16 protein-coding genes and 1 tRNA gene are annotated in these 13407 nt (G+C 61.7%); 8 read left to right on the top strand and 9 right to left on the bottom strand.

Features of this window, described 5'->3' with window-relative positions; genetic code table 11:
* Positions 1-173 precede the first annotated feature (173 nt).
* A complete protein-coding gene (locus D4A92_RS17655; protein WP_203016212.1) occupies positions 174-341 on the top strand; it encodes an entericidin B signal peptide protein in 168 nt (55 codons plus the stop codon).
* 27 nt (positions 342-368) lie between these two features.
* On the opposite strand, the gene D4A92_RS17650 is transcribed toward D4A92_RS17655, so the two are convergent.
* A complete protein-coding gene (locus D4A92_RS17650; protein ID WP_203016210.1) occupies positions 369-995 on the bottom strand; it encodes a DUF1638 domain-containing protein in 627 nt (208 codons plus the stop codon).
* A 38-nt stretch (positions 996-1033) separates the two neighbouring features.
* Between D4A92_RS17650 and D4A92_RS17645 the strand changes: the two genes are divergently transcribed.
* Complete coding sequence (locus tag D4A92_RS17645) at positions 1034-1195, top strand: entericidin (RefSeq protein ID WP_203016209.1); 162 nt, start codon at positions 1034-1036, stop codon at positions 1193-1195.
* A 53-nt stretch (positions 1196-1248) separates the two neighbouring features.
* On the top strand, positions 1249-1383 hold the full coding sequence (locus D4A92_RS25260) for a hypothetical protein (RefSeq protein WP_281435254.1): 135 nt from the start codon (positions 1249-1251) through the stop codon (positions 1381-1383).
* Positions 1384-1409: 26 nt separating this feature from the next.
* Here D4A92_RS25260 and D4A92_RS17640 read toward each other — a convergent pair whose 3' ends face one another.
* On the bottom strand, positions 1410-2111 hold the full coding sequence (locus D4A92_RS17640) for a corrinoid protein (protein ID WP_203016208.1): 702 nt from the start codon (positions 2109-2111) through the stop codon (positions 1410-1412).
* 270 nt (positions 2112-2381) lie between these two features.
* Between D4A92_RS17640 and D4A92_RS17635 the strand changes: the two genes are divergently transcribed.
* The 3 genes from D4A92_RS17635 (at position 2382) to D4A92_RS17625 (ending at position 5588) form a co-directional block, all read left to right on the top strand.
* Positions 2382-3947, top strand: coding sequence for a trimethylamine methyltransferase family protein (locus D4A92_RS17635; protein ID WP_203016207.1), 1566 nt, complete (start codon positions 2382-2384; stop codon positions 3945-3947).
* A 98-nt stretch (positions 3948-4045) separates the two neighbouring features.
* Positions 4046-4750 carry a ferredoxin gene (locus D4A92_RS17630; RefSeq protein ID WP_203016205.1) on the top strand — a complete coding sequence of 235 codons (705 nt, stop codon included), beginning with the start codon at positions 4046-4048 and terminating at the stop codon, positions 4748-4750.
* A gap of 94 nt (positions 4751-4844) precedes the next feature.
* A complete protein-coding gene (locus D4A92_RS17625) occupies positions 4845-5588 on the top strand; it encodes a phosphodiester glycosidase family protein (protein WP_246753972.1) in 744 nt (247 codons plus the stop codon).
* Positions 5589-5596: 8 nt separating this feature from the next.
* Here the strand turns inward: D4A92_RS17625 and D4A92_RS17620 are convergent, their stop codons facing one another.
* The 6 genes from D4A92_RS17620 to D4A92_RS17595 form a co-directional block, all read right to left on the bottom strand.
* Complete coding sequence (locus D4A92_RS17620; RefSeq protein ID WP_203016200.1) at positions 5597-5938, bottom strand: hypothetical protein; 342 nt, start codon at positions 5936-5938, stop codon at positions 5597-5599.
* A 121-nt stretch (positions 5939-6059) separates the two neighbouring features.
* Positions 6060-7265 (bottom strand): ABC transporter permease, encoded by a 1206-nt coding sequence (locus D4A92_RS17615; protein ID WP_203016199.1) that lies wholly within the window; start codon positions 7263-7265, stop codon positions 6060-6062.
* On the bottom strand, positions 7255-7971 hold the full coding sequence (locus tag D4A92_RS17610) for an ABC transporter ATP-binding protein (protein WP_203016198.1): 717 nt from the start codon (positions 7969-7971) through the stop codon (positions 7255-7257). Before D4A92_RS17610 ends, D4A92_RS17615 begins: the two co-directional genes overlap by 11 nt.
* 8 nt (positions 7972-7979) lie before the next feature.
* Positions 7980-9278 (bottom strand): efflux RND transporter periplasmic adaptor subunit, encoded by a 1299-nt coding sequence (locus D4A92_RS17605; protein ID WP_203020019.1) that lies wholly within the window; start codon positions 9276-9278, stop codon positions 7980-7982.
* 309 nt (positions 9279-9587) lie between these two features.
* A complete protein-coding gene (locus tag D4A92_RS17600; protein WP_203016197.1) occupies positions 9588-9953 on the bottom strand; it encodes a hypothetical protein in 366 nt (121 codons plus the stop codon).
* 86 nt (positions 9954-10039) lie between these two features.
* Positions 10040-10115: transfer RNA gene (locus D4A92_RS17595), tRNA-Lys, on the bottom strand.
* Positions 10116-10298: 183 nt separating this feature from the next.
* On the opposite strand from D4A92_RS17595, the gene D4A92_RS17590 reads away from it, so the two are divergent.
* Together D4A92_RS17590 and D4A92_RS17585 are read left to right on the top strand one after the other, a co-directional pair.
* Positions 10299-11045: a cytochrome c biogenesis CcdA family protein gene (locus D4A92_RS17590; protein WP_054151323.1), complete on the top strand. Its 747-nt coding sequence runs from the start codon at positions 10299-10301 to the stop codon at positions 11043-11045.
* A gap of 41 nt (positions 11046-11086) precedes the next feature.
* Positions 11087-12049 carry an AEC family transporter gene (locus D4A92_RS17585; protein WP_203016196.1) on the top strand — a complete coding sequence of 321 codons (963 nt, stop codon included), beginning with the start codon at positions 11087-11089 and terminating at the stop codon, positions 12047-12049.
* On the opposite strand, the gene D4A92_RS17580 is transcribed toward D4A92_RS17585, so the two are convergent.
* Entirely contained in the window at positions 12026-13231 is a 1206-nt protein-coding gene (locus D4A92_RS17580) for a UbiH/UbiF family hydroxylase (RefSeq protein ID WP_203016195.1), read from the bottom strand. The two genes, D4A92_RS17585 and D4A92_RS17580, sit on opposite strands and share 24 nt — an antisense overlap.
* Positions 13232-13407: the final 176 nt, after the last annotated feature.

The following is a 13407-nucleotide window of genomic DNA, read 5'->3' as shown; positions in this document are numbered from 1 at the left end:
GTTACAGGGGGATTAAAGCTGCGAGCGCTGCCTTTCACGCTTTCGCGAATGGTGAAGGGAGGGTGAAGAGAAGCTGGCCCGATTACCCTCCCATCGTCTTAATTCGCTGCCTTGATTTCTCCGCAGACGCTTGCCACCTAGACCGACGGTTTTTGATCAGACGGGGAATCAGGATGACTGTCGCTTTTCTTCGATTTGCGGGTGCCTTCGCTATATTGGTCAGTGTGGCGCTTGGCCTTTCCTCCTGCGGCAACACGATCCGTGGCATTGGCAATGACCTCGGCAATGCGGTCGACGCGACGCAGGATGCGGGGCGCAGCGTTGCCAATTCAGTGCGCTGACGCAGAGGTCGCCCAAATTTGAGATGATCAGGCGCCCGGTGCGGCGCTCAGTGCTGCCGCAACCAGTTCCGGCTGCAAGTCGCCATAGCCGGTGAAGCGGTATTCGTAGTCCAGCTTCAGATAGTCGGCTGCCCATTTCGCCTTGGCCTGGAGTTCGGCGTCTTCCGTCTGAGCGAGATAGACGATCTTCGTGTAATTGCCGAAAACCATGTCGCGCAGTTCGGGGTGGCGATCTAGCTTCAACGGTTCGATGACGAAGGCTTCGAACTGCCGGGTGATCAGGTCCGTGAGGTAGAAGGCCGTGAATTCAGTCTCACATTCGGCGAGGAATTTTTCGGTGCCGGTAAAGAAGGCATAACAGTGAGGGCCAGACAGGCGCTCGATGCCCTCCTCGCGACAGATCTTGTCGACCTCCCCTTGAGTGCCGCATTCGGCATAGCCGATGAAGATGTTGTCATGGCCGGCTGACCGGGCTTCCGCGATCTTTTCGCGCAGCGCCGGGGCGATCCGTTCAGGCCACACATGCCAGATGGCCGGCAGGCATTCCAGCGTCAGATGATCGAGGCCATTCAGCGCCTTCACCGCCAGGATTTCACGCGCGATCGCTCCGCACGCAATCACGTGAACCTTTTTTGATTTGCCGCGTTGTTCCATCGCAATTCACTCGTCACCCAGACAGAAGGTACATCAACATGATGTCGAAAAAACTGACAGCCGGCGCAGCCCTCGTTCTTACCGTCTTCGCGCTCTCGTCGTGTGGCAACACGATCCGCGGTGTCGGCCAGGATGCCGCCAATACGGTCAACGCTACCCAGGATGCGGCTGGCCGCGTCGAGGGTGCAGCAGCCCGATAATTCTAAGGGTGCGGGGACGTCGCACCGGACGCAATTTCGACAGGAGAGGGAGCATGACGCTCACCACGATCGCCAAGGCCAGTGCCATCTACATGATGGCGGCCATCCTGTATGCCGGGGGGCATGTCGCCTGGCAGAGCCTTGCGACCGCGCCGCAGGGATCATCCTATATAGAAGCCGGCCTTTAGGGCCGGCTTCGCTGCTTTCAGACATCTCAGGCGCGGGCGCCCATGCTGTTGTGCTTGCGGCTGATGAATTCCTTTGCCGTTTCGACGGCCACCGCCGCATCGCGGCAATAGGCATCGGCACCGACGGCCTTGCCGAACTCCTCGTTGAGCGGCGCACCGCCGACGAGCACGACGTAATCGTCGCGAATGCCCTTTTCCTTCATCGTGTCGATGACGACCTTCATATAGGGCATGGTCGTGGTCAAAAGTGCGGACATGCCGAGAATGTCCGGCTTCTCGCGCTCCAGTGCTTCCAGATAGTTTTCGACCGGATTGTTGATGCCGAGGTCGATGACATCGAAGCCGGCCCCTTCCATCATCATGCCGACAAGGTTCTTGCCGATGTCGTGGATGTCGCCCTTGACGGTGCCGATCACCATCTTGCCCTGCTTCGGGGCGCCGGTGGCGGCGAGAAGTGGGCGCAAGATCGTCATGCCTGATTTCATGGCGTTGGCGGACAGCAGCACTTCCGGCACGAAGAGGATGCCGTCGCGGAAGTCGATGCCGACGATGCGCATGCCTTCGACGAGCGCCTGGGTGAGGATGTCATAGGGCGCCCAGCCGCGCTCGAGAAGAATCTGTGTCGCTTCCTCGATCTCTTCCTTGAGGCCGTCATAAAGGTCGTCATGCATCTGCTGCACGAGCTCTTCATCGGAGAGTTCGGAAAGAATGATGTCGTCTTCGGCCATGGTGGTGCTTCCCGCTTCTTTTCAAACGCGATTCCGGTCGCGCCGGACATGAGACTGCCCGATCGAAAGTTAAACCTCAAGTTCGTGAAAAACTCTTTTCGATTACGACGTGGCTACCCTGAAAAGCGACGGTGTGAGACCAGCCGATGGAAATGCGATGTCTGTGAGACGCAAGCGGTTGGCGCATAAAGGATGGTTTCACATGCGGATTGGAATAGCATAATGGAGGAGAGAAGCAGCGCGGACGAGCGCTCGAGCGAGGAAGCAGACATGGACGAGATCACGGCAGAACCGGGCGCAGGCCGCCGCCAACGCGGCGAAGGACGGGGGGCTGCGGCCCGCAGAGCATCGCGCAGCGGCGGCGGTGCCGGGCCATCCATGCCCTATATCACCCGCAAGATCCGCACCTATGAGGTGCTGGACGAAGAAGGCCTCGAGCTGATCGAGCGCAATGCCGATACGGTTCTCGAAGAGATCGGCATCGAATTCCGTGAAGACGCCGAAGCGCTGGAGCTCTGGAGACAGGCCGGCGCCGACGTGCGTGGGGAGCGGGTGCATTTCCCCAAGGGACTTTGCCGCGAACTGCTAAAGTCCGCTCCTTCCGAATTCACCTGGCATGCGCGTAATCCAGAGCGCAGCGTGCGGATCGGCGGCAATGCCACCGTCTTCGCACCGGTCTATGGCCCACCCTTCGTGCGCGACCTCGACGGAAACCGCCGCTATGCGACGATCGAGGATTTCCGCAATTTCGTGAAGCTCGCCTATATGGCGCCATCGATGCATTCGTCGGGGGGGACCGTCTGCGAACCGGTCGATATTCCGGTGAACAAGCGTCACCTCGACATGATCTACAGCCACATCAAATATTCCGACAAGCCTTTCATGGGCTCGGTGACCGCGCCGGAGCGGGCGGAAGATTCGGTTGCGATGGCCAAGCTCGTCTTCGGTGACGAGTTCGTCGAAAACAACTGCGTCATGCTGAACCTGATCAACGCCAACTCGCCGATGGTCTTCGACGAGACGATGCTCGGCGCGGCCAAGGTCTATGCCCGTCACGGTCAGGCTTCGGTCATCTCGCCCTTCATCCTCTCCGGTGCCATGAGCCCGGTCACGGTTGCGGGTACGCTCACGCAGATCCTGGCGGAAGTGCTGGCGGGTGCCTCGTTCACCCAGCTCATCCGTCCGGGTGCGCCGGTTCTTTTCGGCACATTCGCCGCTTCGATCTCGATGCAGTCGGGTGCGCCGACCTTCGGTACGCCGGAGCCGGCGCTGGTGTCCTATGGGGCCGCACAGCTCGCGCGACGCATGGGTCTGCCCTTCCGTACCGGCGGCTCGCTCTGTGCGTCTAAGGTTCCGGATGCGCAGGCAGCCCACGAGAGTGCGAATACGCTCAACATGACGCTGCTCGCCGGTGCGAACTTCGTCCTGCATGCTGCCGGCTGGCTCGAGGGCGGTCTTGCCGCCTGCTACGAGAAGTTCATGATCGACCAGGACCAGCTCGGCATGATGCAGAAGATGGCGCAAGGCGTCGATCTGACTGAAGATGGCCAGGCGATGGATGCTATTCGGGAAGTGGGTCCGGGTGCCCATTATCTCGGCTGCGCTCACACGCAGGCGAATTTCCAGACGGCTTTCTATCGCTCGGCACTCGCCGACAACAACTCCTTCGAGCAGTGGGAAATCGAAGGTCGCAAGCGGATCGAGGATCGTGCCAATGCGCTCTGCCGCTCGTGGCTGGACGCTTATGAAGCCCCGGCACTCGATCCTTCGATCGACGAGGCGCTGCTAGCCTTTATCGCCAGCCGCAAGAACTCGATGCCTGACGCCTTCACCTGAAAGGGTCCCGTTGCCAGGGAGCAAGGCGGAGCCAGCCGGGTTGCCGACATGATCCAGGAGGAGGTCTGGCGACCCCATTACAAGATCGAGGGGCCGCGATGAGCGGCCCTTCATCCGTTGTGGCGGTACTCGATGCGCGGTTCGCCGAGCAGGGGCTTTTCTGTCGTGGTCTCGTTCAGTTCGGGGTGGCGGCCGAGGCGCCGATGCTGGGGGACGGCACGCCAGCCGCCGCCGTTGTGCTCATCGGCGTTGCGGGCGCAACGATGTGGCCGCATTTCGAGCGCTGGCGAATGGCGCAAGCCGATCACGGTGGTGCCGATCCGCTCGATCGCTGGTCGAAGATGGTGATCGATCAGGTCGCCAATGAAGTCGGGGCTGAAGCCCGTTATCCGTCAGAGGCGCCTTACCAACCCTTTCAGCGTTGGGCGATGCGAGCCGAAGGGCTGAAACCCTCGCCGCTCGGCATCCTGATCCATCCGCGATTCGGTCTCTGGCACAGTTATCGCGGGGCACTGCTGTTCCGGACCTGGGACGAGGCGCAAGAGGAGCAGGCTGTGACAGCACTGCATCCCTGCGAGACCTGTGTCGAAAAGCCCTGTCTGACGGCGTGCCCTGCCGGCGCGATCTCGCTGGATGGGTTCGATGTCGCGGCGTGCCGCGCGCATCTGGCGACGCCGCAAGGGCAGGGCGGTTGCATGGTGTCAGGCTGTCTCGCCCGCAATGCCTGTCCGATCGGGGTCGGGTATCGCTATCCGGATTCTCAGCTGCGCTTTCACATGCAGGCGCTGATGTTGCCGGGTTGACGGGTCTGGCCCGGTCTTCGGAATTTTCGCGGGAGCGGCCTTCACATTGCCGGGAATCGCGGCCAAGAAGCGCGCTCACGAACAAGGGGCCTGCGTGCGAAAATTTCTCTCCATTCTAGGTCTGCTGATCGGCTCGACCCTGCCGTCGCTGGCGCAGGCCGCCTGCGCGGACGTCATCGACGGGGATGCCCGTTATCTCGCCTGCCGATTCGATCCGGGTCGGGAGGACATACGGCTGCATCTGTCCGGGCCCGACGGCAAAGCCTATGGCGGCTTCGCGAAACTCCGGCAGCAGCTCTGGGCCGAACGGCGCGTCCTGACATTTGCGATGAATGCCGGCATGTATCACAACGACCTCTCGCCGGTCGGTTACTTCGCTGAATATGGCAAGGTGCTGAAACCGGCTGTTACCGGTGGTGGATGGGGGAATTTTCACCTGCTGCCGAACGGTGTTTTCCTGATGACGGATGGCAAGGCGTCGGTGATGGAGACGAAGGCCTTCGTCGCCAGTGGATTGACGCCTGACTTCGGCACCCAGTCCGGACCGATGCTGGTCATTGACGGAGAACTGCATCCGCGTTTCCTGGCTGATAGCGACAGCTTCAAGATCCGCAACGGCGTCGGCGTCGATGCCGAGGGGCACGTGCACATGGTGGTGTCGCGGGTGCCGGTCCGGTTTTACGACTTCGCCCGACTGTTTCGCGACAGGCTCGGCTGCGCCAACGCGCTCTATCTCGACGGCACGATTTCAAGCGTGTTCATCGCCGAGGAGAAGCGGATGGACCGGCTCTTTCCGATGGGGCCGATCCTCTCGGTCAGCATGCCGATCCCGCAGTGAGACGGTCGTCAGACGGCCGCTTTGGGATAGGCGCGCTCGAGTCCGCCGGAACGGTTGAGACCGGTGCGGAAGGCAGCGAAAGCCGGATGCTGGCTGGAGCGAGCGGCTTCCATCAGGCGGATCTGCAGGCGCGCCGGGGCATGCTCACCGATCCACTCGCCATTGCGCTCCAGCTTCAGGGAGTTCAAGAATTTCCCTTCGGAGGCGATGTCGAGATAGAGATAAAGGCCGTCGAGCAAGGCATCGTCCTGGGCCGGGTTCTCGAACAGGAGCTTCAGGAAAGCCTGGTCGGGTTCCTGCATCGAGGCGATCTTGGCGGCGACGGTGTCGCGGTCCGGAAAGGCGGACATGGGCTTACTCCCTCTGCTGGTCAAACTACTCATGCACGCATAGCCGGGCCAAGCGTCCATTAGATCAAGCTACAGCATGCCAAGTTTGCCCCAAGCTGGTCCCGTAGTTCCGGACCGGCCGTCACTCGTGGCGGAGTGCGTCGATCGGGTTCATCTGCGCGGCGCGGCGGGCGGGGAAATAGCCGAAGACCATGCCGATTGCCGCAGAAAAGGCGAAGGCGAGCAGGATGATCGAGGGGCTCGCGACAAAGGGCACGGACATCAGCGTGACGGCCGTATAGGCGATGCCAAGGCCAAGCGCGATGCCGACCACGCCGCCGAAGACGGAGAGCGTCACCGCTTCGACGAGAAACTGCATGAGCACCTGACGTTCCACGGCGCCGATCGCCAGCCGGATGCCAATCTCGCGCGTTCGCTCGGTGACGGAAACCAGCATGATGTTCATGATGCCAATGCCGCCGACGAGCAGTGAGACTGCGGCCACTGCGCCGAGCAGGCCCGTCATCAGGGTCGTGGTGCCGGTGAGTGTCGCTGCCATCTGGGTCATGTCGTTGACGGTAAAATCGTCGTCGCGACCCGCGATAATCTTGCGGCGCTCGCGCAGCAGGCGTTCGACATCCGCCTGGACCTTTGCCGTGGATACGCCGTCTTCGGCCGAGAGCATGATGCTGGAGATATCCGTCGAGCCGCCGATGCGGCGCTGGAAGACCTTGAGCGGCATCATCACGACATCGTCCTGGTCGCTGCCCATGCCGCTCTGGCCCTTCTTGTCGAGAAGGCCGATCACCTGGCAGGCGACATTGCCGACGCGGATGGTCTGATCAACCGCCGGGGTGGAGCCGAAGAGCCTGGAACGCACAGTCTCGCCGATCAGACAGACGGCCTGTCCACCACGCTCTTCGGATGGCAGGAAGCTGCGGCCGGAGGCGAGTTCCCAGTTCTGGGCCACGAGATAATCGTTACCCGAGCCGATGATCGTGGTCTGCCGGCTCTGGCCGCTGAAGACCACCGTCTGGCTGGACTGGTTGATGCCGGCCACGGCGCGCAGGCCCGGGATCTGCTCACGGATCGCCTCAAGGTCGCGAAGGGTGAACTTCTTTGCATCCGTCGCGGCGCGGCCGGGGCCGAACTGGCCGGGGCGGACGAAGAGCAGGTTGGTGCCAAGCTTGGAGATTTCCGTCGTCACCTGAGCCGTCGTACCATTGCCGATGGTCACCATGGCGATGACGGCGGCGACGCCAATGACGACGCCGAGCACCGTCAGGAAGGAGCGCAAGAGGTTGCGGCGGATGGCGCGGAGCGCGAGCTTCAGGGTTTCACCGAACATCGGCCGTCTCCTTCGCGGTCAGGCTGTCGGACTGGATGTGACCATCGACGAAACGCAGCGTGCGCTTGGCATAGGCTGCAATATCGTCTTCGTGGGTGACCATGATGACCGTGATCCCGTGGTCGCGGTTGAGGCCGGTGATCAGTTCCATGATCTCGCGACTTGTCTTCGTGTCGAGATTGCCGGTCGGTTCGTCTGCCAGGAGGACGGATGGGCTGGTGACGATCGCCCGGGCAATGGCCACGCGTTGCTGCTGGCCGCCGGACAGCTCCTGTGTCGTGTGGTTCTCGCGACCGGCCAGGCCGACCTGCGACAGTGCCGTCAAGGCGCGGGCACGGCGCTCACGCGCATCCATGCCCCGATACACCAGCGGCAGTTCGACATTCTCGACGGCCGAGGTGCGGGCGAGCAGGTTGAAACCCTGGAAGACAAAGCCCAGCATGTGACGGCGCAGCAACGTGTACTGCGCTCGGTCGAAGCCTGTCGTGTCGATGCCCTGAAAGAGGTACTGGCCGGAGGTCGGCACATCCAGGCAGCCGAGGATGTTCATGGCGGTCGATTTGCCGGAACCCGAAGGTCCCATGATCGCGACGAATTCATGCCGATTGATCGTCAGGTCGACCTTGTCCAGCGCACGGATGGTTGCTTCGCCGCGGCCATAGATGCGGGAGATCTGGCGAAACTCGATGAGTGGGGCAGCTGCCATCCTGTGCCTCAACCGTTGCGAACCGTCTGATCCGTGATCACCCGGTCGCCCTCCTTCACGTCACCCTTGACGATCACGGTATTCTGTCCGTCGGACGAGCCGATCTCGATGTTGACGGCGACCGGCTGACCGTCGCGCAAGAGCCAGATGGTGCGTTCGCTGCCCGTCGGCTCAGGCGCGCTGGCGGGTGCCATGCTTGGTGGGCGAAACAGGCTGAAGACGCCGCTGCCGCCTTGGGCGGTCTCGGTCTGGGCGGAGGGAGGCGCATAGCGCAGGGCGGCATTGGGAATAAGCAGGCCGTCTTCGACCGACTGGACGACGATATCGGCGGTCGCAGTCATGCCCTGGCGCAGCAGCAAATCGTCATTGGAGACCGAAAGGATGCCCTTGTAGGTGACGACGTCGTTGACCGTTTCGGCAGCGTAGCGGATCGAGGTGATCTCGGCCGGGAAACGCTGTTCGGGAAAGGCATCGACCGTGAAGGTGGCGGTCTGGCCCACGGCGACCTGGCCGACATCGGCCTCGTCTATGGAGACCTGCAGTTCCATCTCTCGTAGATCGCCGGCGATGGTGAAGAGTGTGGGTGCCTCCAGCGAGGCTGCCACCGTTGCGCCGGGATCGACATTGCGCGACAGAACGATTCCGTCGATCGGCGAGGCGATGGTTGCCTTCGAAAGCGACAGCTTTGCCTGCTCGAGCGCGGCTTCTGCCGCAATGACATCGGCTTCGGCGCTTTCGCGGGCAGCGGATGCTGCCTGATAGGTGAACTCGGCGGTGTCCAGATCCTGCTGGGTGGAGACTCGGCTTGAGACCAGGGTCGTCAGCCGGTCGAGCCTGGACTTGGCGGACTGCTCGTCGGCGCGGGCTTTCGAGACGGCGGCGCGGGAGGAGGCGAGCGCCGCCTCCTTGGCTTTCAGATCGGCATTCAGCTTGTCGGTGTCGAGGCGGGCGAGAACGTCGCCCTTCTTCACCTCGCTGTTGTAGTCGACGAGTACCTCCCGCACGGTGCCCGATTGTTCCGAGGACACGTCGACCTGGACGGTGGGTTCGACCGATCCGGTGGCGGTGACAATGACAGTCAGATTGCCAGGTTTCAGCTCCGACGTCGTATAGCTCACCGTCGTGCCGCCGGCCGACCAGAGATAGGCGCCGTAGCCGAGACCAGCAAGCGCGACGAGGACAAGAAGCCGCAGACCCCAGCGTCGCTTTGGCCGTGCGGCATTGGCCAGGAGCGCTTTCAGCTCCTCGGCTTCGGCCGAGTTCTCCGGTTTTACGTCGTCGCTCACGTCTGCTCCCTCACACTGCATTTTCATCATGCCGGGACCATGGCCCAAGCCCGGGCCGTCACCCTTGATCGGGGTCAAGCGGCACAATGGTTCCCTTGGCTATGCAGATAGACTTTCGCGGCGGAAAGGACAGTGAAACATTGGTAAGGTTGGGGGGAGGGAAAGGACCAAAGCCGCAGATACCTGGCAGTGCGACGGCATGAAATGGGATCATTGGCCGTGACCGTTTGGACAGAATAGGCATAACCCCTTTTCCGACTAACGCGATTTGAAAGGTAGCTGGGTCTTATTGCTCAACTTTGACTGCATCAGCTAGTCGCGAGAACCATATCAGAAAGCGTCGAACTGAAGTGCGATTGAAATCACGCCACCAACAAAACATACGTACGACATCAAGACCAGAATCAATCCGGCGAACATCCACTTGTTCGAAGTTTCAATGTGCTGCTGGTTAGATTCGTCGTCGGCCTTGTCTACGTATCGGGCCGACACAAACGCTATCGCCCAGACCAAAGCTGCAAGAAAGACTCCGCCTGCCCACGCGAGCATGCCGACTGTGAACTTGTCGAGAAGCTCCAAGGGATACAGATCAGCGAATTGGCTGAGGCAGGCCACAGCTGCACCGCCGTTTAGAATGAAACCGGCATTGATACCGCTTTGAGCGTAAGCCTGCGAGATTTCTCTGTAGTCTGCCATCTCGCTCCTTCGGAGCCCTGAGTAATCCCGCCTTTATGCCTACATGGTCTCTCGGCACAAATTCTTGACTGATACTGAGTGTTTTGTGGTGAGAGCGCAGGGGTTCGAACCCTGGACCTACTGATTAAAAGTCAGTTGCTCTACCGGCTGAGCTACGCTCTCCCGTGCGGTTTTGCGCCGCCTCAAGAAGTGCGCGGAACATAGGCAGGTGACCCCGGTCGGTCAACCGCAAAAATGCAGTTTCGGCAGCAAAATTCAGTCCTGTTGTCGCAGGCTACGCAATGGTGATTGGCAAGCACGGGGTTACGGGATTAGGAAGGGCCGGTTCGGGTTCCGGAGTTCACAGTGTCGATTGCCGATATTTCCTTTTTCAGCGCGCTTCTGGCCGGAGCCCTGTCGTTCCTTTCGCCCTGCGTGCTGCCGCTGGTGCCGCCCTATCTCTGCTATATGGCCGGTATTTCGGTCGATCAGTTCCGCGACGGAGCCCAGGCTGAAAATGCGGCCGCCCGCCGGACGGTGATGTTGACGGCGCTTGTCTTCACGCTCGGTTTTGCCACCGTCTTTGTCGCACTCGGCGCCGGAGCATCGACGATTGGCGGGCTTTTGCGCCAGCACATGGATCTCTTGTCCAAGATCGGCGGCGTGATCATCATCATCATGGGTCTGAATTTCCTCGGCGTCTTCCGCCTCGGGCTTCTGTCTTCGGAATATCGATTCGCAGGCGGCGGAAAGCCCGCAACGCTTTCGGGCGCCTATGTCATGGGTCTGGCTTTCGCCTTTGGTTGGACGCCCTGCATCGGCCCGGTGTTGGGCGCCATCCTCGGGGTGGCGGCCTCGAAGGAGACGGTCGGGGATGGGGCGCTGCTGCTGGCGATCTATTCGCTTGGGCTTGCGGTGCCCTTCTGGATCGCGGCCGGCTTCTCGGGCGCCTTCATGCGGTTCCTTACGCGCTTTCGCCGGCATCTCGGTGTGGTGGAAAAAGCCATGGGCGGGCTGCTGGTGCTGACCGGGCTTGCCTTCATCTTCGGTTATGTCTCCGACATGGCGATCTGGTTCCAGCAGACCTTTCCAATTCTGTCGCAAATCGGCTAAGTCCCGTTCGAGCGCATATTCGCGTTCGGGGGGAGTGAGCCATGGCGGATATCATCGCGCTGGTCTTGCCGTTTTTCGGCCTGATCCTGATCGGTTACGTATCGGGGAAGCTCGGCGATCATTCCGCCCAGGCGCTCGGCTGGCTGAACTTCTTCGTCATTTACGTCACACTGCCAGCGCTGTTCTTCAAGCTCGTCTCGCGCACGCCGATCGAACAGCTGACGCGCATCGACTTCATCGCGGCCTGCCTTGCGGCCACCTATTCGATCTTTGTCCTGGTCTTCGTGATCGGCCGCTATGTTCGCGGTAACAACATCGCTGAATCGACCGTCCAGGCGCTTGCGGGGGCCTATGGCAACATCGGTTATATGGGGCCGGGCCTGGCGCTGCTCGCCTTCGGTGAAAAGGCTGCCGTTCCGGTCGCGCTGGTGTTCTGCTTCGAAAACGCTGTCCATTTCATGGTTGCCCCGGCCATGATGGCCTTTGCCGGTGGCGACAAGCGGCCGCCGGCGCAACTGGCGCTCGATGTGGCCAGGAAGATCCTGACGCATCCGTTCATTATCGCGACACTCGTTGGTTTCGTCGCTGCCGCCTTTGCCTTCGAGCCGCCGCTCGCGCTGCAACGGCTGATCGACTACCTGGCCCAGGCCGCCGCCCCTTGCGCTCTCTTTGCCATGGGCGTGACGCTTGCGCTGCGGCCGCTCAAGCGCATTCCCGCCGAGATCGGCTACATCGTGCCGATCAAGCTCGTTCTGCATCCGATCCTGGTTTATGTCGTCCTGAGTTTCGTCGGAAACTTCGACCCGCTGTGGGTCTATACGGCGGTGCTGCTCGCCTCGCTGCCGACGGCGACCAATGTCTTCGTCATCGGTCAGCAATACGGGGTTTGGCAGGAGAGGGCGTCCGCCACAATCCTGATCACCACGGTCATTTCGGTGTTCTCGGTGTCGGCGCTCTTGTTTGCCATCACCCAGGGTTATCTACCGCCGGACCTTTTCCCGTAACAATGACGGCAGGGACTTCAGCCCGCGCCCCGGCGCCACGCCTTCCTGCATGACGAGATTTCGCAGTGGGGCAACGCTTGCCAGCACCTGGAGGCCGGCAGCGCGCATCATCTGAACCGGCAGAAGGCCCGAGAGCAGCGATCGGTTGAGAAGATCGACGCTTGCTGTGCGGCTTGCAATATCGAGGCGGCGCTTGCGGTCGAAGCGGTCACCGGCGTCTGCGGGAATCGGTGCCGAACTGCGATCGAGGAGAATGTCTTCCAACGCTGCGATGTCGCGCAGGCTGAGGTTCAGACCCTGGGCGCCGATGGGCGGGAAGGCATGGCCTGCCTCGCCGATGAAGGCGGCGCGGCCCTTGCCGTACTGACGGGCCGTCATGCCCGACAGCGGCCAGGCCTGGACGCCATCCTCCACCTGAACCTTGCCCAACATGGACTGCATGCGCTGCTCGACTTCGACAGAGAGCTGATCGGATGACAGCGAGATCATCCTGTCGGCTTCCTGTGGGGGCAGGACCCAGACGAGGCTCGAACGCAGGCCGGGCAGGGGGACCTGGGTGAAGGGGCCCGATTCGGTGTGGAACTCTGTCGAGATGTTCTGGTGCGGCAGACTGTGGATGAAGTTCATCACCACGGCTGTCTGCGGGTAGGACCAAGTCTTGACGCCGACGCTTGCACTTTGGCGCGTCTTGGAGCGGCGACCATCGGCACCAATCGCAAAGCCGGCGGTGATTGCCTCTTCGCCCTGGATGCCGATGGTGACTGCATCCGCGCCGATATGGATGCTCTCGGCGGACGAGGCGCGGCGGGTGATCAGCGGTTCGCTTGCTACCGCCTTTGCCAGCGTTTCGAGCAGCGCGGAATTCGGGATGTTGTAACCGAAGGCGTCGAGCCCGATTTCCGCACTCCGGAATGCGACCGTCGGCGCCCGCAGGAGCCGCCGCGTGCCGTCGATGATCTGCATGACGGTGAGGGCGGCTGCTGTTTCCTTCAGATCCTGCCAGAGGCCGAGGCGTTCGATCATGGCCAGCGACTGATCCATGAGCGCGGTGGTCCGCCTGTCAGAGCCGTCCGGCTGCGGGCCGACAAGAACGACACGGCGACCGCCACGGGCCATGGCGAGGGCGGCAATCTGTCCGGCGGGGCCGGCGCCAATCACGGCAATGTCGAATTCGTGGCTCATGGTGAAGGTCCCAATTGGCATGTTGTGACGCTATTTAGAGCCGCCGCACGGTAAAATCCATGGGCCGAAATGGCGCATGTGCCAAGCGGGTTCCGGGCGAAATCCGGGCATAGACCGCCACTTGTGTTGCAATGCGCGTCATTTCGTCCGATACCGTTTCCTCCGAAGTGCCGCCG

The organism is Rhizobium rosettiformans, from assembly GCF_016806065.1.
In the GTDB taxonomy this organism is placed as follows: domain Bacteria; phylum Pseudomonadota; class Alphaproteobacteria; order Rhizobiales; family Rhizobiaceae; genus Allorhizobium.
The sequence above is the reverse complement of the archived record's forward strand: the minus strand, read 5'-3'. Positions and strand labels throughout refer to the sequence as shown.

What these genes read in the sequence shown, in the direction of transcription:
- D4A92_RS17655 (WP_203016212.1), top strand. Translation starts at nt 174, where the DNA reads ATGACTGTCGCTTTTCTTCGATTTGCGGGTGCCTTCGCTATATTGGTC.
- D4A92_RS17650 (WP_203016210.1), bottom strand. Translation starts at nt 995, where the DNA reads ATGGAACAACGCGGCAAATCAAAAAAGGTTCACGTGATTGCGTGCGGA.
- D4A92_RS17645 (WP_203016209.1), top strand. Translation starts at nt 1,034, where the DNA reads ATGATGTCGAAAAAACTGACAGCCGGCGCAGCCCTCGTTCTTACCGTC.
- D4A92_RS25260 (WP_281435254.1), top strand. Translation starts at nt 1,249, where the DNA reads ATGACGCTCACCACGATCGCCAAGGCCAGTGCCATCTACATGATGGCG.
- D4A92_RS17640 (WP_203016208.1), bottom strand. Translation starts at nt 2,111, where the DNA reads ATGGCCGAAGACGACATCATTCTTTCCGAACTCTCCGATGAAGAGCTC.
- D4A92_RS17635 (WP_203016207.1), top strand. Translation starts at nt 2,382, where the DNA reads ATGGACGAGATCACGGCAGAACCGGGCGCAGGCCGCCGCCAACGCGGC.
- D4A92_RS17630 (WP_203016205.1), top strand. Translation starts at nt 4,046, where the DNA reads ATGAGCGGCCCTTCATCCGTTGTGGCGGTACTCGATGCGCGGTTCGCC.
- D4A92_RS17620 (WP_203016200.1), bottom strand. Translation starts at nt 5,938, where the DNA reads ATGTCCGCCTTTCCGGACCGCGACACCGTCGCCGCCAAGATCGCCTCG.
- D4A92_RS17615 (WP_203016199.1), bottom strand. Translation starts at nt 7,265, where the DNA reads ATGTTCGGTGAAACCCTGAAGCTCGCGCTCCGCGCCATCCGCCGCAAC.
- D4A92_RS17610 (WP_203016198.1), bottom strand. Translation starts at nt 7,971, where the DNA reads ATGGCAGCTGCCCCACTCATCGAGTTTCGCCAGATCTCCCGCATCTAT.
- D4A92_RS17605 (WP_203020019.1), bottom strand. Translation starts at nt 9,278, where the DNA reads ATGCAGTGTGAGGGAGCAGACGTGAGCGACGACGTAAAACCGGAGAAC.
- D4A92_RS17600 (WP_203016197.1), bottom strand. Translation starts at nt 9,953, where the DNA reads ATGGCAGACTACAGAGAAATCTCGCAGGCTTACGCTCAAAGCGGTATC.
- D4A92_RS17585 (WP_203016196.1), top strand. Translation starts at nt 11,087, where the DNA reads ATGGCGGATATCATCGCGCTGGTCTTGCCGTTTTTCGGCCTGATCCTG.
- D4A92_RS17580 (WP_203016195.1), bottom strand. Translation starts at nt 13,231, where the DNA reads ATGAGCCACGAATTCGACATTGCCGTGATTGGCGCCGGCCCCGCCGGA.